The following is a 20,223-nucleotide window of genomic DNA, read 5'->3' as shown; positions in this document are numbered from 1 at the left end:
GTAGGTTAACCTACATTCCTTCCAAAGAGAGAGTATTGGAAATATTTGCACCACCACAATTGACAGAGAGCCTCAGATTCAAACGTAAATAACACTTCGCAAAGCTGTTCGTTTCCATTTTCATCAATTACTGTAATGTGTTTTTCACCATGTTCCATTTTCTATCACCTCATATTATTTTTGGCTATCTAAGTAGCCTTGTAAAATCATAACAGCTGCCATTTTGTCAATCACTTTTTTTCGCTTTTTTCGACTGACATCAGCTTGAAGTAACACCCGCTCTGCCGCCATGGTGCTCAATCGTTCATCCCATAGTATAACCGGTAAGCCAAACTTTTTTTCTAATAATTTGGCGTAGTGTTGAGCTGCTTCCCCTCGGGGGCCCACGGTGTTGTTCATATTTTTTGGAAAGCCGACAACAATCTTTTCTACGTTATACTCATCAATGATTTCGGCTAGACGCTTAAAACCAAACTCTTGCTCTTCCTCGTTAATCGGAATTGTTTCAAGCCCTTGGGCTGTCCACCCTAATTCATCACTTAATGCCACTCCTACGGTCTTGGAGCCTACATCAAGACCTAAAACTCTCATGTATTTATCCCTCACGATGTTGATTTAAATAGGATTTCACTAATTCCTCAATAATTTCATCACGCTCTAATTTGCGAATAATGTTACGGGCATCTTTATGTCGTGGAATGTAGGCTGGGTCTCCCGATAATAAATATCCGACAATTTGATTAATAGGGTTATACCCTTTTTCATGAAGCGCCTCGTACACTTGCATGAGCACTTCTTTTACATCATGTTCAAAAGATTCATCGGAAAAATTAAACCGCATCGTTTTATCAAACGAGCTCATCACATGCACCTCTCTACTAAGGATCTCTTACAAAAAGGACCTCTATCATACACAATTGGGAAGATAGAGGTCAATCTTCCTACCGGAGTCCCAAATGTCAATTGTTACCTACATTGTACACTACTTTTGCCCGAAATTAAACGGATTTGATCCATTCTTCTACAAATTGAAGGGCCGCATCTAATTGTTCCGGATTTTTACCGCCTGCTTGCGCCATATCTGGACGACCACCACCGCCACCACCACAACGTGACGCTACTTCTTTCACAAGTTTACCGGCATGATAACCTTTATTAACTAAGTCTTTCGTCACACCAGCGATAATGTTGACCTTTCCGTTTTGCGCCGTACCTAAAACGACAATACCGGACTCTAGTTTTTGTTTTAACTCATCGACCATGTTCCGTAAGCTATTCATGTCAGCGACGTTTACTTTGCTGGCTAAAACTTTAATTCCTTCCACTTCTTTTACTTTGTCCGCTAAGTTACCAGCTTCAATGTTGGAAAGTTTCGCTGCTAGAGACTCGTTTTCACGCTGTAGCTCTTTCATTTCTTGGAGCAAGGCATCAACTTTAGTAATTACATCTTTTGGATGGGATTTTAACTTTTGGGCAACATCTTTTAACATTTGAACTTGATCATTCAATAAGCGATACGCCGCTTCTCCTGTAACGGCTTCAATACGACGTGTTCCTGCACCAATTCCACCTTCGGATACAATTTTAAATAGACCAATCACAGATGTGTTTGGAACGTGACAGCCACCACAAAGCTCTAAGCTATAGTCTCCGACAGAAACAACGCGAACGATATCACCGTATTTTTCACCGAATAGAGCCATTGCCCCCATCGCTTTTGCTTCTTCTAATCCTTTATAGTCAATTGTAACAGGTAAGTTCGCCCAAATTTTTTCGTTGACGATGGTCTCAATTTGTTCAAGTTCTTCCGGTTGAACTTGCCCGAAGTGGGAGAAGTCAAAACGTAAACGGTCAGGTTCAACTAAGGAACCAGCTTGGTTGACATGATCGCCTAATACATCTTTTAACGCTTGATGTAGTAAGTGAGTTGCCGTATGGTTCTTCGTAATTTTGCTCCGGGAAGCGAGGTCAATCGAAGCAAGAACCTTCATGTTTTTCTTTAAGGAACCTTTTTTCACGATACCTGTATGAAGGTGTTGACCGTTCGGTGCTTTTTGAACTTCTTGTACCTCTACTTCTACCTCTTCATTTGTTAGTAGCCCTTTGTCCGCTACTTGTCCACCGCTTTCTGCGTAAAACGGTGTTTGATCAAGAATAAACTGGACTTCTTCTCCTTCATGTACTTCATCAACCAATTCGTCATCTTTCACAAGAACTTTCACTGTTCCTTTTACTTCAAATTGATCGTAGCCAACAAAGCGGCTCTCTTCCGTAATAGAGCTAAGCACGCCTCCTTGAACTTGCATAGATCCTACGTCTTGACGTGCCGAACGGGCCCGCTCGCGTTGACGTTCCATTTCTTTTTCAAATCCTTCTATATCGAGAGAGAGACCTTTCTCAAGAGCGTATTCTTCCGTTAATTCCACCGGAAAACCGTACGTATCATATAGACGGAAAACATCTTTTCCATCAAGCATTTGTTTTCCTTCTTGCTTTGCTTGTTCAAGGAGTGAAGAAAGAATCGCTAGTCCTTCGTTTAACGTTTCATGGAAGCGTTCTTCTTCGTTTTTAATGACCTTTTGGACGAACTCGTTCTTTTCTTTTACATTTGGATAAAAATCAGCCATAATCTCCGCTACAACCGGTACGAGCTCGTACATAAATGGACGTTCAATGTTAATTTGTTTCGCATAACGAACCGCCCGGCGAAGTAGACGACGTAACACATAACCTCGACCTTCGTTGGATGGTAACGCTCCATCAGCAATAGCAAATGTCACCGTACGAATATGGTCGGCAATGACTTTAAATGCCACGTCTTTTTCCGCATCCACTCGATATTTTTCACCTGAAATCTTTTCCGTTGCTTCAATAATTGGCATAAATAGATCGGTATCAAAGTTCGTCGGTACATCTTGAACAACGGAAGCCATGCGTTCAAGACCCATTCCCGTATCAATGTTCTTTTTCGGTAATGGGGTATATGTACCATCTGGGTTATGGTTAAATTGGGAAAATACTAAGTTCCAGACTTCTAAGTAACGTTCATTTTCGCCACCTGGATATAATTCTGGATCCGTTGGGTCGTCTCCGTATTCTGGTCCACGATCGTAGAAGATCTCTGTATTTGGACCACTTGGCCCTTCTCCGATATCCCAGAAGTTTCCTTCCAAACGAATAATGCGCTCTTCTGGAATGCCAATTTTGTTTTTCCAAATCTCATACGCTTCCTCATCCTCTGGATGAATGGTAACGGACAATCGTTCTGGATCAAAGCCAATCCATTTTGGATCGGTTAAAAATTCCCATGCCCACTCAATCGCTTCCTCTTTAAAGTAATCACCGATGGAAAAGTTTCCTAGCATTTCAAAGAACGTATGGTGGCGCGCCGTTTTTCCGACGTTTTCAATATCGTTCGTACGAATCGATTTCTGTGCGTTCGTAATGCGTGGATTGTCCGGGACAACGCGACCATCAAAATATTTTTTTAATGTTGCAACACCACTGTTAATCCAAAGTAAGGAAGGATCGTCAACTGGAATAAGCGACGCGCTCGGTTCAATTTTGTGTCCCTTTTGTTCGAAAAATTCAAGAAACATTTGCCGTATTTCGGAACCTGTTAACTTTTTCATTCCCTCTTCCTCCTTTAAATGATGTACTTAAAGTGAAAAATAAAAAAAGCCCTCATCCCTGGACAGGGACGAGAGCGTGCTCGCGGTACCACCCTGATTATGAATACTCCTAAATAAAGACGTATCCATCACTTTCATGCCTTAACGCGGCAACACGTCAGGGATTAACCTGCCCTCTGGATTAGCTTTCTGTTATCCTTCATCTGGAATTTCTTTCAGCCTACGGAAATTCCTCTCTTCGACGCATGATTCATGCGCTACAGATGGCCTATAACATACTCGATCCTTCATTGATTTCCCAATCTTCACTTGTCTAACAGGAATTATAGAAAACTTTCTTCCTCTTTGTCAACGTCTGATTATGAAATGGTTTTTTCCATGAATAATGGCTGTTTTTAGGATAGCTAAAATCGGGACAGCAATAATAAGCCCAATGATTCCACCGATTTCACCACCAACTAGTAAAGCGGCCATAATAAGTAACGGATGCATGTGCAAATTTTTACCGACAATATAAGGAGAGAGAATGTTTCCTTCAATAAATTGAAGAACAGCAATGATAACGATAACGAATAAGACAGTTCGAAAGGATATTGTTGCGCCGATGATGACCGCTGGAATCGCTCCGATAATTGGACCAAAATAAGGAATGATATTAGTAATACCAACGAAAATCCCAAGTAACAGAGGATATTTTATTTTTATCAACCAAAAAGCAATTGACGCTAGGGTGCCAATTATCGTACCGACGATGAACTGCCCACGTATATACCCTCCCAATGATTCTTCTACATCGCGTATAAATTGAAGACTTTGTTTACGCCAGCTTTTCGGAGTGAGATACCAACACATTTTCTTCACTTTTTCAATATCTTTTAACAAATAAAACGATATAAATGGAATAAGTCCAAGAAGAAATATCAATTTCGTCACGTATCCCATTCCATCTCCCATTTGATCAAGAAGTTGAGCTGATCGCCGTTCTAATTGATGAATTCGTTCATCAAGTTCTTCCTGTAAACGAACCGGCCACCCCTCAGTTTTCTGTTCAATCATTTGAAGCCAGTGAGAATATTGGTCTGCAAACATTGGAATATTTTGAGAAAAATCTTGTACTTGGCGAATAACAAGCGGTATACCTTTATAAATAGCTAATCCAGTGATTGTAAAAAAAGAGACGTAAATAATGAATATAGCCAATACTCGGGAAAGCCCCTTTTCATGAAGATGCTCTACAAAAGGGTGTAGTAAGTACGTAATAAATCCGCCAAGAATAAACGGGAGAGATACTTTTAAGACGATATGAACGATAGGTAACCAAATCGGATGTAATAAATAAATAAAATAAACGACAATTAAGAACAAAAGGATCGTTCCAAGCCAATAAATCCATTGTAGGTTTAGTTTCACCGTTCCATCCCCCTTTCGTTAGTTTTTCTGTTAAAAAAGAGAAATATTCAACAAAAACAAAAAAGGGCTGCTTTTAAGCAACCCTTTATTATTACCAACCTATTCGCTTTCGTATCTTTTTCATTTGTCGACGTAGCCGTTTTGGATTCATTGTTGCTGCTGCCAATCCTACACCAAAACTAATTAAGGAAGTCATCGCTCGATTCAAATCATTTCACCTCTAATTGTTTAGGATGAAAAACGCCGCTCTTCCTCAGAAAACAAATCATCTAATGAACTTAACGTTCCATCCTCTTCTACTTGATGCGTATGAATGAGCCCTTCAGAAACAGAAAGTTCAATAAAACAATCCCAACAATAATATTGGTTAACACCGATTTTCCCTAAATTTTTTCTACGACAGTTTGGGCACTGTAACATCGATTATGAACACCTCGTACTCCATTACGTAATAATAACCGCATCTTTACCAATTTTTGGAGGATTTGAAGAAGAAATGACTTGTGGCCCTTCCCGTAAATCGGTAAAAAGTCCTTCGGTTATTTCATATGCTACGATTGTGCCCAAATCTTCCAAAAAATATACATCTTGGAGCATTCCTAAGTGTTCACCTTCAGTTGTTAATAACTCTTTCCCATATAGCGATTCATCGTGCTTGATGGTATACAAGTTTTCAGCGTGTTTCCCTTCGAGTAATTCGTTTTCGCTTTTAATAAAAATACAATCATGCCCAAACTGTTGAACGTTTGTTAACGGTAACCAATAACTTTTGGGAAAAATCCGATTCTTTCGTTTGACGATAAGCCCTTTGACACGCCCATTGGAATCAATTCCTATATCACATATTTCCCCAACGACTTCACCTGTTTGGAGGGAGACTACATATAAACGGTTAAGAAGGGTAAATGTTCGCAAAGATTTTCCCACCTTTCCGAACATTTTTAGTATCAACCCTTCTCCATAAAATCATAAGGTGTAACGTTTTCCATCCCAATCATCGGATCTACCTTCATAAGAGCTTCTTCATCGAGCACAATGGGTTCATCTTTTTCATCATCCTTCAACAACGCTTTTAGCTTTTCTTTTAAAGTCGTTTTCCGAATCGAATCTTCTTGTTTACTTACACCTAAGCGAAACGCTTCTTCCTCCCCACATATAATTAAAAAGCGTTTGCTCCGCGTAACTGCCGTATAAAGCAATTTCCTACGTAACATCCGGTAATAGCTTTTGACGACAGGTAAAATGACGATCGGGAATTCACTACCTTGTGACTTATGAATCGAACAACAATACGCTAAAGTAATTTGATTTAACTCTTGTTTCGTGTACGTTACTTCATTGCCATCAAACGAAACGATGACCATATCTTCTTTTTCTGTATTTTCTTTCGCATAACTGATTGAAACAATTTCGCCCATATCTCCGTTAAAGACATGATGGTCTGGCTGGTTCACGAGTTGAAGAACTTTATCACCGATGCGATAAGTGACATCTCCATATTGAATTTCTTTACGATCTTTTCCTTCATTTGGGTTAAACACGCTTTGAAGCAATTCATTCAACTTATCAATTCCGGCAGGACCCCGATACATCGGGGCTAATACTTGAATATCTCGTTTCGTATATCCTTTTTTTAAGGCATTTTCTACAACTTTTTTCACTACATCGGCGATTTGTGTCGCCGAACACTGTATAAAGGAACGGTCTTTTTGTGGAGACGTTAAATTTTCTGGAACAACACCATTTTTCATTTGATGGGCAAGTTCAATAATTGTTGACCCTTCTTTTTGGCGATAAATATCCGTTAATCTGACGGTTGGAATAAGCTTGGAGTCGAGTAAATCTTTTAACACTTGTCCTGGTCCGACCGATGGCAGTTGGTCTTCATCTCCCACAAGGACGACTTGGATTTCATCAGGTAACGCTTTGAACAATTGATTAGCTAACCACGTATCCACCATCGACATTTCATCAACAATTAATAACTTCGCTTGAATTGGTCGTTCTTCATCATGTTCAAACCCATCGAGACCATTCCAACCTAACAATCGGTGGATCGTCAGTGCAGGAATACCTGTCGATTCACTCATCCGTTTCGCGGCACGTCCAGTAGGAGCAGCCAGAACAATCGGGAACGATTCATCTTTTTGGTACTGTTTTGGATCCATCGACAGACCGTGCAATTCACAATACAGTTCAACAATACCTTTAATAACCGTCGTTTTTCCTGTTCCTGGTCCCCCGGTTAAGATCATCATTGGAGACATTAGCGCAGTTTGAATTGCTTCTCGCTGCGACGGTGCATATTGGATGCCGATTCGTTCCTCCAGTTCACCTAAGGCCAGCAAAAATTCCGATTGTGGAAACAGTTCTTCGTACTCAGTTTGCGATAAAATGCGCTGAATGTGGCGGACGATGCCTTTTTCTGAAAAATAGAGCGAAGGTAAATAAAGCCGCTGCTCTTCTACAATAAGTTTTCCTTCTTCCGCTAAATGGATGATTTCCCGTGATATTTCTGTAAATTCAATAGAGGTTGGCTGACTTTGTTCAAGTAGTTTTTTTACCGCTTTTAACAAATCTTCTGCTTCTATATACACGTGGCCTTCTTGCAAACAAAGCTGCTCTAGGCTATACAAACAGGCCGCCTTAATCCGAGCTGGGTGATTACCTTCAATGCCCATTTTTCTTCCGAGTTCATCGGCGCGTGTAAATCCGATTCCTTCTATATCTTCGACGAGTTGATACGGATTTTGATTAATTATCGATAACGTTTCGTCTTTATACACTTGGTAAATTTTTAATGAAAGCTGTGAACCAAAGCCTAATTTATTTAATGCCATCATCACTTGCTCTAACCCTTGGTTCATAAGTAATGTTTCTATAATCGTATCGGCTTTATCTTTGGATAATCTTGGAACCTCTTTAAGCACATCCGGATTGTCCACTATTTTCGAAATCGCTTGCTCTCCAAGGGTATCAACAATTAATTGTGCGGTCTTTTTTCCAATCCCTTTAAACAAATCGCTCGATAAATATTGAATGATTCCTTGTTTTGTCGTTGGGATTTCTTTTTGAAATGAATGAGCTTTAAATTGGAGGCCAAATTTCGGGTGGTCATGAAAAACGCCAAAAAAAGTGTATGTTTCTTGCTCGTGTATTTTTGGAAAATTTCCGATAACCGTCACTTCTTTTTCTTCATAGGAAAGGTTCGTATCATCAATTTCCAAACGAAGCACCGTATATAAATTTTCCTCATTATGAAAAATGGTCGCAATGGGGCGCCCTTTTATGTAAAATTGCTCGACCATTATTAACGATTGTTGGCGTTCCATGAAACCACTCCTTAACGGTCAATCTAATTGATTTTCTTGTAATTTTTCCAATAATTTCTTTCCGTAGCCTGCCAACATATGATCAGGTTGAATTTGTAACGCTTTTTCAAACATCGCTATGCCCTTTTCAACATCTTCTAAATGACCTGAATATGCCACGCCTAAATTGTAATACGCATCGGCATGTCGATCATCTTGGCGAATGACTTCCTCCAACTGGTGAATCGCTTCATCAAAGTATTCTAATTTTGCTAAGCAAAGTCCGTATTGAAAGCGTGCTTCCACATCATTGGCATTTAGTTCGACACTTCGCTGTAAATACGGTAAAGCTAATTTTGTTTGATCTACCTGCACAAAACACATGCCAAGCATAAAATACACGTCGCTTTCGTTAAGCCCATGCTTTAGCGCTTGCTGGAACATATGGAGCGCTTCCTCGAATTGATGATTTTCGTAATACAGGTTACCTAAACTGTAATATGCACTAGCAGCTTCCTTGTTTAAATCCAGCGCTTTTTCAAAAAAAGCTTTCGCACGATCTTTTTCTCCAACTGCTAATAGTACATTTCCAAAATTGATATACGCCACTTCGTCTTGTGGATTTTCTTCGATCGCCTTTGTAAAAGCTTGAATCGCCTCTTCATATTTGCCTTCTTGTAAAAAGGAAATACCTTGCTGGTTGTAATTCATGCTTGCCACCTCGTTTCATTTTCTATAGGCAGTATATCATATGTTTCACCATCATCAGCTAGAAAATAGGAAAACCCCAACTCAATACAGAGTTGAGGCTTATCCAACGTAATGGAGACGTTCATTGTTTTTATACACTTCATCAATCGTACCGCCGCCTAAGCATTCTTCTCCATTGTAAAAGACGACAGCTTGTCCTGGAGTCACGGCACGAACAGGCTTGTCGAAAATGACTTTTACTTTGTCTCCTTCCAAGCGTTGTACCGTCACACCGTTATCTGGCTGACGGTAACGGAATTTTGCTGTACATTTAAATTCCGATGGTTTTTCTTTATCCGAAATCCAGTTGACGTTTGTCGCAATGATGGAATCGGAATATAAGTATTCATTATCAAAGCCTTGAGCAACGTAAAGAATATTTTCTTTTAAGTTTTTCCCAACAACAAACCATGGTTCACCAGCTCCACCAATGCCCAGACCTTGACGTTGTCCAATTGTATAATACATCAATCCGTCATGGGTTCCTTTCACTTCCCCGTCCAACGTCATCATTTTTCCTGGTTGAGCCGGTAAATAATTGCTTAAAAACTCTTTAAAATTACGTTCACCGATAAAACAAATCCCCGTTGAATCTTTTTTTGTTGCGGTCGCCAAACCGGCTTCTTTGGCAATTTCACGAACCCGTTTTTTCTCCAGTTCCCCAATTGGGAAGAGAACTTTAGACAGTTGTTTTTGTGTCAATTGATTTAAAAAGTACGTTTGGTCTTTATTTTGGTCGAGACCGCGTAACATTTTGACTTCGCCGTCCCGATAGTCAACCCGAGCATAATGACCAGTTGCGACATAATCCGCCCCTAAGTTCATCGCATGGTCAAGAAATGCTTTAAACTTGATTTCTTTATTACACATCACATCTGGATTCGGTGTTCTTCCAGCACGATACTCATCTAAAAAGTATGTGAATACTTTATCCCAATATTGTCTTTCAAAGTTCACCGCATAGTAAGGAATGCCAAGTTGATTACAAACCCGAATGACGTCATTGTAATCTTCTGTTGCCGTACAGACACCATTTTCGTCCGTGTCGTCCCAGTTTTTCATAAACACACCAATGACATCATACCCTTGTTCTTTTAACAACAGGGCGGCAACGGAAGAATCGACACCGCCAGACATTCCTACAACAACGCGGGTGTTTTTCGGATCTTTCATCCTCTCACACCTCCGATTTATTTACGAAGTCTTTTCACAATATTCGCTGTTTCTTTTGCCGCTTTTTCCACTTGTTCTAATGTATTACCTAAGCCAAAACTAAAGCGAATTGAGCTGCGTAACCGATCAGAGTATTTTCCGAACATCGCCACTAAGACATGAGACGGATCAATAGAACCCGCAGTGCACGCCGAACCGCTGGATGCCGCAATCCCAGCTAAATCTAAATTCACGAGCATCGCTTCCACGTCTACCCCAGGAAAATAAACATTTATAACGTGAGGAAGCGACCCTTCAAGCGTGCCATTTATGTCAAACTCAATACCTTCTTGGCGGAACGTTTCAATCATTTTTTGTTTAAATGCTTGATACTGTTTCCGTTTTTCAGCCATCGTTTGTTGTGCAATGGTAACCGCCTCACCAAATCCAGCGATGGAAGCTACGTTTTCAGTACCAGCACGACGCTTTCGTTCTTGTTCTCCTCCATGGATGTGGGGAATCAATTTCGTTCCTTCTCGTACGTACAGAAAGCCGATCCCTTTTGGCCCGTTCACTTTATGGGCGGAGACCGATAACATATCTACATGTAACTCATTTACATCGAGCTCTTCCATTCCAAATGCTTGCACCGCATCCGTATGAAACACCGCTTGATGACCTTTTAATCGTTGGCCAATTTCTCGAATCGGTTGAATCGTGCCGACTTCATTGTTCCCAAACATGATCGTGACAACAATCGTGTCATCCCGTAACGCTTGGTCAAACTGTTCAAGCGAAATTTTCCCTTGCTCATCCACTGGCAAGTAAGTGACTTCAAAACCTTCTTTCTCTAAGTATTGACATGTATGAAGAACCGCATGGTGTTCAATGGAAGTGGTAATAATATGATTTCCTTTATCTTTAAGAGCTCGAGCCGCCCCGATGATGGCCATATTATCCGCTTCCGTTCCACCGCTTGTAAAAATAATTTCATTAAAATGAGCCCCAATCGCTTCAGCCATAATGGTTCGGGCCTCATCTAAATATTGTCGTGCTTCCCGTCCGAACGCGTGAATGCTAGACGGATTCCCAAACGTCTCCTTTAACACCGTTGTCATTTTATCAACGACCTTCGGGTGAATGGGAGAAGTGGCTGCGTGATCTAAATATATTTTTTCCAATCGTTACACCTACCTTCTACTGTAAAGAATTAAATATAAAACATATACGCATCGGACTCCCCATCATCCGTATGGTTAGCTAAATCCTCAATCGTTGTACTATCCAGTACTTCTTTCACTGCATCACGAATACGAATCCAAAGTTCGCGTTTGGCCGGTTCTTCGTTTTCGATTCCTTCCACCGGACTAATAGGCCCTTCCAATACCCGAATAATATCTCCTGCCGTTATTTTGGAAGGATGGTTCCCTAACATATATCCACCATACGCACCACGAATACTTTTTACCAACCCTGCATTTCTTAATGGAGCAATTAATTGCTCTAAATAATGTTCGGATAAATCATGCGCCTGAGCAATTTGTTTTAACGGAGTTGGTCCTTCCCCATGGCGTTTGGCTAATTCAATCATAATGGTTAAACCGTAACGACCTTTCGTAGAAATTTTCATAAATACCGCTCCTCAAATCTTATCCTGCTATTTTTCTCTTTTCAATTATTATGCTCGTTCGAATGCTATTTAACTTACGACATTATAGCATAGAACGACGAGCAAATGCATTTGAACTTCCCAATAAATATGATAGATTAAAATACAATGGAACGCTATAAAGATAAGGAGTTAGAACCTATGTCAATCAAACCGCTAGCTTTTCGAATGCGACCGCGCAACCTTTCGGAAATCGTCGGGCAACAACATTTAGTCGGAAAAGGAAAAATTATTGAACGAATGGTACGGGCGAAACAGTTATCGTCGATGATTTTATATGGTCCACCTGGAGTTGGTAAAACATCGATTGCTAGCGCTATTGCCGGAAGTACAAACTTTGCTTTTCGGACGTTAAACGCCGTTACGAATAATAAAAAAGATTTAGAAATTGTCGCCGAAGAAGGAAAAATGTCAGGAAAAGTGATTTTGTTTCTGGATGAGGTCCATCGCTTAGATAAAGCGAAGCAAGATTTTCTATTACCTCATCTCGAAAGTGGCCTCATTACACTCATTGGGGCTACAACAAGTAATCCTTATCATGCGATTAATCCAGCCATTCGAAGTCGCTGTCATATTTTTGAATTAAAACCACTCTCACCATGTGAGATTAAACAAGCGATTAAGCGAGCGTTAACCGATGAACGAGGATTAGCCAATTATCATGTCACCTTAACAGAAGATGCCTTAGAAACATTCGCTATTGGTTCCAACGGAGATGTCCGGAGCGCATTAAATGCACTAGAGCTTGCCGTTCTTTCTACCGAACCGACCGAAGAGGAAGCCATCGTTATTACGAAAGAGATTGCCGAGGAGTGCTTGCAACGAAAAGGATTTTATCACGATAAAGATGGCGATGCCCATTACGATGTGTTAAGCGCTTTTCAAAAGTCGATTCGCGGTAGCGATGTAAATGCTGCGTTGCATTATTTGGCTCGCCTTATTGAAGCCGGGGACTTACCGAGCATTAGTCGTCGTCTGCTCGTCATCGCCTACGAAGACATTGGACTAGCGAATCCAAATGCCGGTGTACGGACGCTAGCAGCTGTTCAAACAGCGGAAAAAATCGGTTTTCCCGAAGCGCGCATTCCGTTAGCGCAAGCGGTTATTGACTTATGCCTTTCCCCAAAATCGAACTCGAGCATTACTGCTATTGATCGTGCGTTAGAAGATATTCGCCAAGGAAATTATGGTGAGGTACCTGATCATTTAAAAGATTCGCATTATAAAGGGGCTGCTGCCCTCGGTCGAGGAATTGGCTATAAGTACCCTCACGATTATGAACACGGCTGGGTGAAACAACAATATTTACCTAACGCCTTAAAACATAAACGATACTACGAACCGAGAAAAAACGGTAAATACGAACAAGCCTTGGCGATCACCTACGAAAAAATTATGAAACAACAAGAAAAAGAGTAAGCCAGTTGGTATTATCCCCTACAGGTAGACATTAATAAAAGAGAGCATGATATGATGTTCTTAATAGTCTACCTGGGAGGGGATTTTTCTATGGCAAAAAAAGGACAAACCTTTTCATCATATACTGTTGAATTAAAGTGCGTCCTAAATCAATCGATCAAGCATATAGGGCGATTAAGGAGTATATAGATTTTTACAATAAAGATCGATTCCAAGAAAAATTCAACGGCCTTTCCCCGATTGAATACCGAGAAAAGGCCGAAGCTTAATATACTCTTTTTTCATTGTCTACTTGACAGGGTTATGTGCAACTGGCTTACTCTTTTTCAATTTAAGCAGCTACATCCCGTTTGGCAAAAACGAGAAAAGCAACTAATTGAAAGACGACAAAGTAAATGATAAGCACCGTAATCGAAAACGGTAACGTCATACCTTCAACTAACGGAGTTCCCCGTTCGTACATCGTTAAATCCATATTAGCGAACAGCAAATATTTTGTCCATGAATACTTTTGAGCCAAAAAGACGGTGGCTGTTGAACCTGTAAACAATAAAAACATTGCGATTCCGATCGCTAACGAAGCACTTCTGAACACAGTTGAAATCATAAAAGCCATAGTCGACAACATAAATAGGTCAATGGATTCTAACAAGTACGTTTTTACAATATGGACAATAAGATTCGATGAAACAACTTCTCCGTCGACATAGCTTAAATGAACGTGTGGCCCGCTACCAAAACCAAATAATATGGCTCCAACTACATACGTACTGGCCAGTAAAATCACTAACATAAATAAACCGAAGCACACAACCGTAATAAATTTAGATACTAAAATCTTCCATCGACGAATCGGACGAATTAACAATAGCTTAATCGTTCCCCAATTAAATTCGTTCGCTACGCTTCCTGCCGCGACAACGATCATAAACAGGCCGATGATCTCCGTTAAAACGGTCATCTCCTTCACAAATTGTAAGGAAGAGAAATCGTTAGGAGACAGATCATGCTCAAGCCGGTAGGTGTTGATGGCAATCTGTTCTTTTAAGTATTGCTGCTCTCCTTCATATTCGGATTCATTCAGTCGAACCGTTAGCTGTGCATTTTCTTGTTCTAAACTCGTTCTCCAATCGTTGTGACTCATATCTGGTTCATTGATTTTAAAAATGATCCCCACACCAATGACGGCTAATAACAAAAGGCCCATCATCACATACGTTGCCTTCCGGTACATAATTTTCATCCATTCGTTCCGAATTAAATTAAGCATGTTGTACTTCACCTTCCTTTTCGGTTACTTCGAGGAAGCGTTCTTCTAACGATTTCTTTACTGGTTGAACAGAATAAATATGTACACCTTGCTCGACAAGCGTACGGATGATCGTTGGGACTTGTTCTCGTTCCAACTTTATTTCCAGATACGAATCTTTGATGATAAAAGAGTAGTCTGGGAAGTTCGTTTGCATGATTGTTTCCAAGGATGGGGCGAGATTAATTTCAAATCGATACGTTTTTTGATGGTCACTTACAAATTCTTCTACCGCTTGCACGCCTACAAGTTTACCTTTTTGTATAATGGCGATGCGATCGCACATCATCTCCATTTCTGAGAGAAGATGACTAGAGACAATGATGGCCATTCGTTTTTCTTTCGCGAGCTTACGTACATAGTCCCGAATTTCGCGAATACCAGCAGGATCAAGTCCGTTAGTCGGTTCATCTAAAATTAACACTTTCGGATCGTGCAATAAGCATTGGGCTAGTCCTAAGCGCTGTCTCATGCCTAATGAATAATTTTTTACTTTGTCATGAATTCTATCGGACAAGCCAACGAGTTGAACGACTTCGTTAATTTTTTCTTTTGAAACATTTTTACTCATCCGGGCAAAATGAACGAGATTTTTGTACCCCGATAAAAACGGATATAGCTCTGGATTTTCAACAATCGCACCAACGTGTTGAAGCGCTTGTTCAAAATTGGTTTTTACACTTTTTCCGCATATGATTATATCCCCTTCTGTTATGTTCATTAAACCGACCATCATTCGGATCGTGGTCGTTTTTCCCGCTCCATTTGGTCCTAAAAAGCCAAATACTTCCCCCTCATACACATCAAAGCTGAGTCCATAGATAATTTTCTTTTTGCCGATTTGTTTCGATACGTTTTGCAATTGGATTAACTTTGGCAATGTTTACCCTCCTTTTTGAGTTCATCGTCTATTCATACGAAAAATATTCAAAAAAGTTCCATTTTTGATTTAAATATACTTAGATTTTATCTGAATACTAAAAAATTATTTGTAGACGGAAAGAAAGAGTGTAGAACATCTAACCTTAGTCCGAAATATAAAGGGAACTGTTCACATCAAGAGGGAAATGGTCTTAATTAATCCCGGATGGGCTAGTAAAAGAGGAATCTGTCTTGTAGGATGAAGAGAAAAGTTTTCAAAAAGGTAAAATGAAAAAATTTTGTCCCCATACCAGAAAAGTATATATGCACTACTAGACAATATGTCCGCTTCCTGTTTTCGATTCATCTAACAAAGGGCTCAACAACCTTACACATTTGCTTCCTATTCTCCAAAACTACCATAAAGTAAAAAACGCCTTTAACAGGCGTTTTTTACTCATCTTTGACGCGACGAATAGGTACATCTTTTAATAATTGGTTAACAACATAACTTGCCATAATTAAACCAGCTACGGACGGAACAAAGGCGTTTGAGGATGGTGGCATTTTAGCTTTACGGATTTTCGCCTCGTCGTTACCTACAGTTTTTCGAACATCTTCCCGGATGACAATCGGGCTTTCATCAGAGAATACTACTGGAATCCCTTTATGAATTCCTTCTTTCCGCAACCGGGTACGAATGACTTTCGCGATCGGATCTGTATGCGTTTTAGAAATGTCAGCAATTCGGAAACGAGTTGGGTCCATTTTATTGGCAGCACCCATACTCGAAATGATTGGAATGTTTCGCTTTAAACATTCTTTCATTAAATGAATTTTATAAGAAATCGTGTCCGAAGCATCTATGACAAAATCTAAGTCATAACTAAAAAATTGCTCATACGTTTCTTCTGTATAGAACATTTTTAACGCAATGACTTCACATTCCGGATTAATATCTTTAATTCGCTCTTTCATTAAATCGACTTTTGGCTTACCGACAGTCGATAATAAGGCGTGAATTTGGCGGTTAATATTTGTGATGTCCACATCGTCTTTATCGACTAATACTAATCGACCGACCCCTGAGCGGGCTAGCGCTTCAACTGCAAACGAGCCAACCCCGCCAATTCCGAGGATGGCAACGGTGCTGTTTTTTAACACATCCAATCCTTCTTTACCTATGGCAAGCTCATTGCGTGAAAACTGATGAAGCATAAAACTCAACTCCAACTAATAAGATTTACTTTACCTTGAATAAGAATATAATAAATCGGTATGTAAAAGCAATATAACAATAGGAATCATCGAAATTTGCGCATAAAAAAGATGAGCCCCAATCGTGCCGTTGGTGATCCTACGTTTTGAACCCGCTCTCAGCAGGTGGGTGCTCTGTTTTAAGTTTAATACGTCCTCGCGTATAGAGGCATGTACGCTACTTAAAAACTCCGAGCTCCCGTAGTTCTATTTGTTCGGTCAAAACGTTCAGGCTTCCTAACGTACACATCAGGACTCATCTAGGTTGATTACATCATATCATAGAATAGTTCATCATTCAAGAGAAGCAAGCGGAAATTCCAGTACCTTATTCCTCTTCTTTTACTTGAATCGACAAGTGTAATTCATCAAGTTGTTCTTTGCTTACTTTGCCTGGTGCATCAGTCATTAAGCAGCTAGCACTTGCTGTTTTTGGAAAGGCAATCGTATCCCGTAAGTTACTACGACCGGCTAAAAGCATGACTAAACGGTCTAAACCTAACGCGATTCCTCCGTGTGGCGGTGTTCCGTACTCGAACGCTTCCAATAAGAAACCAAATTGCTCTTTTGCTTCTTCTTCGCTAAAGCCTAGTACTTGGAACATTTTTTCTTGAACATCGCGCTCAAATATACGTAGTGAGCCGCCACCTAATTCATATCCATTTAATACAAGGTCATACGCTTGAGCTCGAACGCGGCCAGGATCGCTGTCGAACAGTTCAATATCTTCACGAACAGGCATCGTAAACGGATGGTGAGCCGCGTAATACCGCTTGTCCTCTTCATCGTATTCAAGAAGCGGCCAGTCGGTAATCCATAAGAAATTGAAGCGGCTTTCATCAATAAGCCCTAAGTCTTTTCCAAGCTTCAAACGAAGCGCACCTAACGCATCAGCCACGACAGCTTTTTTATCAGCAACAAAAAGTAATAGGTCTCCTACTTCCGCTTCAAACGATTGCAATAGCCCTTGTTGTTCTTCTTCGCTAAAGAATTTTGCAATCGGACCTTTTAGCCCTTCTTCTTCTACTTTTAACCACGCTAAACCTTTTGCTCCGTAACGAGCCACAAATTCCGTTAAAGCGTCAATATCTTTACGTGAGTACTGGTTCGCTGCCCTTTTTACGTTCAATCCTTTTACTTGTCCACCGTTTGCAACCGTACTCGTAAACACTTTAAATGAAGAATGTTGAACGACTTCGGACACATCGACTAATTCCATATCAAAACGAGTATCCGGCTTATCAGAACCGTAACGGCTCATTGCTTCATTATAGGACATACGTTTAAATGGTATAGACACATCCATTCCTTTAACTTCTTTCATGACTTTTTGCATCATTCGTTCGATTAACGAAATGATATCATCTTGGCTCATAAAGCTCATTTCAATATCTACTTGGGTAAACTCTGGTTGTCTGTCAGCCCGTAAGTCTTCGTCACGAAAACAGCGGGCAATTTGATAATATCGATCAACACCTGCGACCATCAACAACTGCTTAAAAATTTGCGGAGATTGTGGCAGTGCATAAAACTCTCCCGGATGCACACGAGATGGTACTAAATAGTCACGAGCCCCTTCTGGCGTACTACGATTTAAGTAAGGGGTTTCCACATCAATAAACCCTTCATTGTCAAGGAAATGACGAATCGATTTCGTTACGTCATGGCGAAGTTTTAATGTCTCAAACATAACCGGACGGCGTAAATCTAAATAACGATATTTTAAACGAATTTCTTCAGCCACATCCGTTTGGTCACCAATGACAAACGGCGGGTTTTTCGCTTCATTAATAATTGTCACACTTTCAACTTGAACTTCGATTCTACCAGTTTTTAAGTTCTTGTTCACAGCACCTTCTTCACGCGCAACAACCGTTCCGTGAACGTCTAACACATACTCATTCCGCACTTTTTCTGCAATGGCTAACGCCTCTTTGGACACTTCGGGATTAAAGACGATTTGAACAATACCAGTACGGTCGCGAAGATCGATAAAAATAAGTCCACCTAAGTCGCGGCGCTTTTGTACCCAACCTTTTAACGTCACTTTTTCACCAATATGCAGTTCAGTTACCTCTCCACAATAATACGATCTGCCAAACATATTTTTTCCCTCCATTATGACGTTCGTTGTTTGATATATGGGATTAATTGTGATAATGACACTTCTTCTTGTTCACCTGTAGCCATCTGTTTCACGTTAATCACTTCTTTTTCTAGTTCATCTTCTCCCAGAATAGCAACAAATTGGGCTTTCATCCGGTCAGCGGCTTTAAATTGCGCTTTCATTTTACGATCCATGTAATCCTTTTCAGCACTTATTCCTTCTGCGCGTAAATCAGATAACAGTTTTACGGCATAATCTTTTGCTTTATCACCTAACGTAACGATATAGCAATCGATGGTTTCCTCTACCGGTAGCTCAATCCCTTCGGCCTCTAAAGCTGCGAGAAGACGTTCAATACTGAGTGCAAAACCGATGCCTGGAGTTTCCGGTCCTCCAATTTCTTCGACTAGCCCATTATAGCGACCGCCACCACATAAAGTGGTAATCGCACCGAATCCTTCGGCGTTACTCATAATTTCAAACGCAGTATGATTGTAATAATCTAATCCACGTACGAGTGTTGAGTCGACTGTAAACGGAATATTCAGCAAAGTTAAGTACTCTTGCACTTTATCAAAGTATCGTTTCGATTCTTCGTTTAAGTAGTCTAAAATCGATGGAGCCGTTGCCATGAGTTCGTGATCACGGTCCTTTTTACAGTCCAAAATTCGCAAAGGATTTTTTTCTAAACGCTTTTGGCAATCGGAACAAAATTCACCGATTCGAGGCTGAAAATGATTAATTAACGCTTCTCTATGAGCTAAACGGCTTTCTTTGTCTCCCAAGCTATTAATTACTAATTGAATATTTTTTAATCCAAGTGACTCATATAGCTTCATCGCTAAAGAAATGACTTCCGCATCAATGGCTGGATCTTGACTTCCTAATGCTTCAACCCCAAATTGAACGAATTGGCGATATCGCCCAGCTTGTGGCCGCTCATAGCGAAACATTGGGCCCATATAAAAAAGTTTGATAGGCTGGTTCGGATCGCCATACATTTTATTTTCTATGTACGAACGAACAACAGCTGCTGTTCCTTCTGGTCGTAACGTTAATGAACGTCCTCCTCGATCTTCAAACGTATACATTTCCTTTTGGACGATATCAGTCGTATCACCCACTCCACGAAGAAATAACTCCGTTTGTTCAAAAATCGGTGTTCGAATTTCTTTGTATTGATAGTTGTTACATAATGCACGTGCTTTTTGTTCGATATACTGCCATTTTTCGACTTGTCCTGGCAAAATATCTTGCGTTCCACGTGGAATTTGAATGGACATCGTTCATCCTCCTTTGATACAAAATTCGCTAAAATAAAAAAACTCCCACCCCTTGTGTAAACA

The 20,223-nt window shown here is 40.3% G+C and carries 18 protein-coding genes, 1 other RNA gene, 2 pseudogenes and 1 other annotated feature (1 of these 22 cut by a window edge); of the genes and pseudogenes, 2 read left to right on the top strand and 19 right to left on the bottom strand.

Annotated elements, in window-relative coordinates; translation table 11 throughout:
* Positions 1–71 precede the first annotated feature (71 nt).
* From ABES52_RS16260 to cymR, 13 genes and pseudogenes are all read right to left on the bottom strand, one after another.
* Positions 72–158, bottom strand: a pseudogene (locus ABES52_RS16260) (DUF1292 domain-containing protein); the annotation flags it as partial.
* A gap of 16 nt (positions 159–174) precedes the next feature.
* On the bottom strand, positions 175–591 hold the full coding sequence (gene ruvX, locus ABES52_RS16255; protein ID WP_429652378.1) for a Holliday junction resolvase RuvX: 417 nt from the start codon (positions 589–591) through the stop codon (positions 175–177).
* 4 nt (positions 592–595) lie between these two features.
* Positions 596–862 (bottom strand): IreB family regulatory phosphoprotein, encoded by a 267-nt coding sequence (locus tag ABES52_RS16250; RefSeq protein ID WP_429652377.1) that lies wholly within the window; start codon positions 860–862, stop codon positions 596–598.
* Between the two features lie 136 nt (positions 863–998).
* Complete coding sequence (gene alaS, locus ABES52_RS16245; protein ID WP_429652376.1) at positions 999–3,632, bottom strand: alanine--tRNA ligase; 2,634 nt, start codon at positions 3,630–3,632, stop codon at positions 999–1,001.
* 348 nt (positions 3,633–3,980) lie between these two features.
* On the bottom strand, positions 3,981–5,042 hold the full coding sequence (locus ABES52_RS16240; protein ID WP_429652375.1) for an AI-2E family transporter: 1,062 nt from the start codon (positions 5,040–5,042) through the stop codon (positions 3,981–3,983).
* A 91-nt stretch (positions 5,043–5,133) separates the two neighbouring features.
* Complete coding sequence (locus tag ABES52_RS16235) at positions 5,134–5,250, bottom strand: DUF3918 family protein (protein ID WP_429652374.1); 117 nt, start codon at positions 5,248–5,250, stop codon at positions 5,134–5,136.
* Positions 5,251–5,270: 20 nt separating this feature from the next.
* The gene (locus ABES52_RS16230; protein WP_429652373.1) at positions 5,271–5,462 is read right to left on the bottom strand and encodes a YrzR-like zinc ribbon domain; all 192 of its coding nucleotides are present in this window, start codon (positions 5,460–5,462) and stop codon (positions 5,271–5,273) included.
* Positions 5,463–5,486: 24 nt separating this feature from the next.
* Positions 5,487–5,957 carry a PRC-barrel domain-containing protein gene (locus tag ABES52_RS16225; RefSeq protein ID WP_429652372.1) on the bottom strand — a complete coding sequence of 157 codons (471 nt, stop codon included), beginning with the start codon at positions 5,955–5,957 and terminating at the stop codon, positions 5,487–5,489.
* A gap of 32 nt (positions 5,958–5,989) precedes the next feature.
* Positions 5,990–8,374, bottom strand: coding sequence for an SF1B family DNA helicase RecD2 (gene recD2, locus ABES52_RS16220; RefSeq protein ID WP_429652370.1), 2,385 nt, complete (start codon positions 8,372–8,374; stop codon positions 5,990–5,992).
* A gap of 18 nt (positions 8,375–8,392) precedes the next feature.
* The gene (locus ABES52_RS16215; RefSeq protein WP_429652368.1) at positions 8,393–9,064 is read right to left on the bottom strand and encodes a tetratricopeptide repeat protein; all 672 of its coding nucleotides are present in this window, start codon (positions 9,062–9,064) and stop codon (positions 8,393–8,395) included.
* Positions 9,065–9,163: 99 nt separating this feature from the next.
* A complete protein-coding gene (gene mnmA, locus ABES52_RS16210) occupies positions 9,164–10,276 on the bottom strand; it encodes a tRNA 2-thiouridine(34) synthase MnmA (RefSeq protein ID WP_429652366.1) in 1,113 nt (370 codons plus the stop codon).
* A 17-nt stretch (positions 10,277–10,293) separates the two neighbouring features.
* Positions 10,294–11,436: a cysteine desulfurase family protein gene (locus ABES52_RS16205; protein ID WP_429652364.1), complete on the bottom strand. Its 1,143-nt coding sequence runs from the start codon at positions 11,434–11,436 to the stop codon at positions 10,294–10,296.
* A 29-nt stretch (positions 11,437–11,465) separates the two neighbouring features.
* Positions 11,466–11,885: a cysteine metabolism transcriptional regulator CymR gene (gene cymR / locus ABES52_RS16200; RefSeq protein ID WP_429652362.1), complete on the bottom strand. Its 420-nt coding sequence runs from the start codon at positions 11,883–11,885 to the stop codon at positions 11,466–11,468.
* A 180-nt stretch (positions 11,886–12,065) separates the two neighbouring features.
* Between cymR and ABES52_RS16195 the strand changes: the two genes are divergently transcribed.
* Together ABES52_RS16195 and ABES52_RS16190 are read left to right on the top strand one after the other, a co-directional pair.
* Positions 12,066–13,343 carry a replication-associated recombination protein A gene (locus tag ABES52_RS16195; protein WP_429652360.1) on the top strand — a complete coding sequence of 426 codons (1,278 nt, stop codon included), beginning with the start codon at positions 12,066–12,068 and terminating at the stop codon, positions 13,341–13,343.
* 152 nt (positions 13,344–13,495) lie between these two features.
* Positions 13,496–13,612, top strand: a pseudogene (locus ABES52_RS16190) (IS3 family transposase); the annotation flags it as partial.
* 62 nt (positions 13,613–13,674) lie between these two features.
* On the opposite strand, the gene ABES52_RS16185 reads toward ABES52_RS16190, so the two are convergent.
* The 6 genes from ABES52_RS16185 to hisS form a co-directional block, all read right to left on the bottom strand.
* Positions 13,675–14,613, bottom strand: a complete 939-nt coding sequence (locus ABES52_RS16185; RefSeq protein ID WP_429652358.1) for an ABC transporter permease — start codon at positions 14,611–14,613, stop codon at positions 13,675–13,677.
* A complete protein-coding gene (locus ABES52_RS16180; protein ID WP_429652356.1) occupies positions 14,606–15,532 on the bottom strand; it encodes an ABC transporter ATP-binding protein in 927 nt (308 codons plus the stop codon). Before ABES52_RS16180 ends, ABES52_RS16185 begins: the two co-directional genes overlap by 8 nt.
* A gap of 434 nt (positions 15,533–15,966) precedes the next feature.
* Entirely contained in the window at positions 15,967–16,731 is a 765-nt protein-coding gene (locus ABES52_RS16175) for a tRNA threonylcarbamoyladenosine dehydratase (RefSeq protein ID WP_429652354.1), read from the bottom strand.
* 111 nt (positions 16,732–16,842) lie between these two features.
* A non-coding RNA gene (gene ssrS, locus ABES52_RS16170) (6S RNA) lies at positions 16,843–17,029 on the bottom strand.
* Between the two features lie 69 nt (positions 17,030–17,098).
* Positions 17,099–18,874 (bottom strand): aspartate--tRNA ligase, encoded by a 1,776-nt coding sequence (gene aspS / locus ABES52_RS16165; protein WP_429652352.1) that lies wholly within the window; start codon positions 18,872–18,874, stop codon positions 17,099–17,101.
* A gap of 14 nt (positions 18,875–18,888) precedes the next feature.
* Entirely contained in the window at positions 18,889–20,160 is a 1,272-nt protein-coding gene (gene hisS / locus ABES52_RS16160) for a histidine--tRNA ligase (protein ID WP_429652350.1), read from the bottom strand.
* Between the two features lie 60 nt (positions 20,161–20,220).
* Positions 20,221–20,223 (bottom strand) — a binding site (T-box leader); it runs 230 nt beyond the window's last position.

This window comes from Aeribacillus pallidus (assembly GCF_050478865.1).
Lineage (GTDB): Bacteria > Bacillota > Bacilli > Bacillales > JACDOC01 > JACDOC01.
Note: the sequence above shows the minus strand (reverse complement) of the source record. Positions and strands in the feature narration are given on the sequence as shown.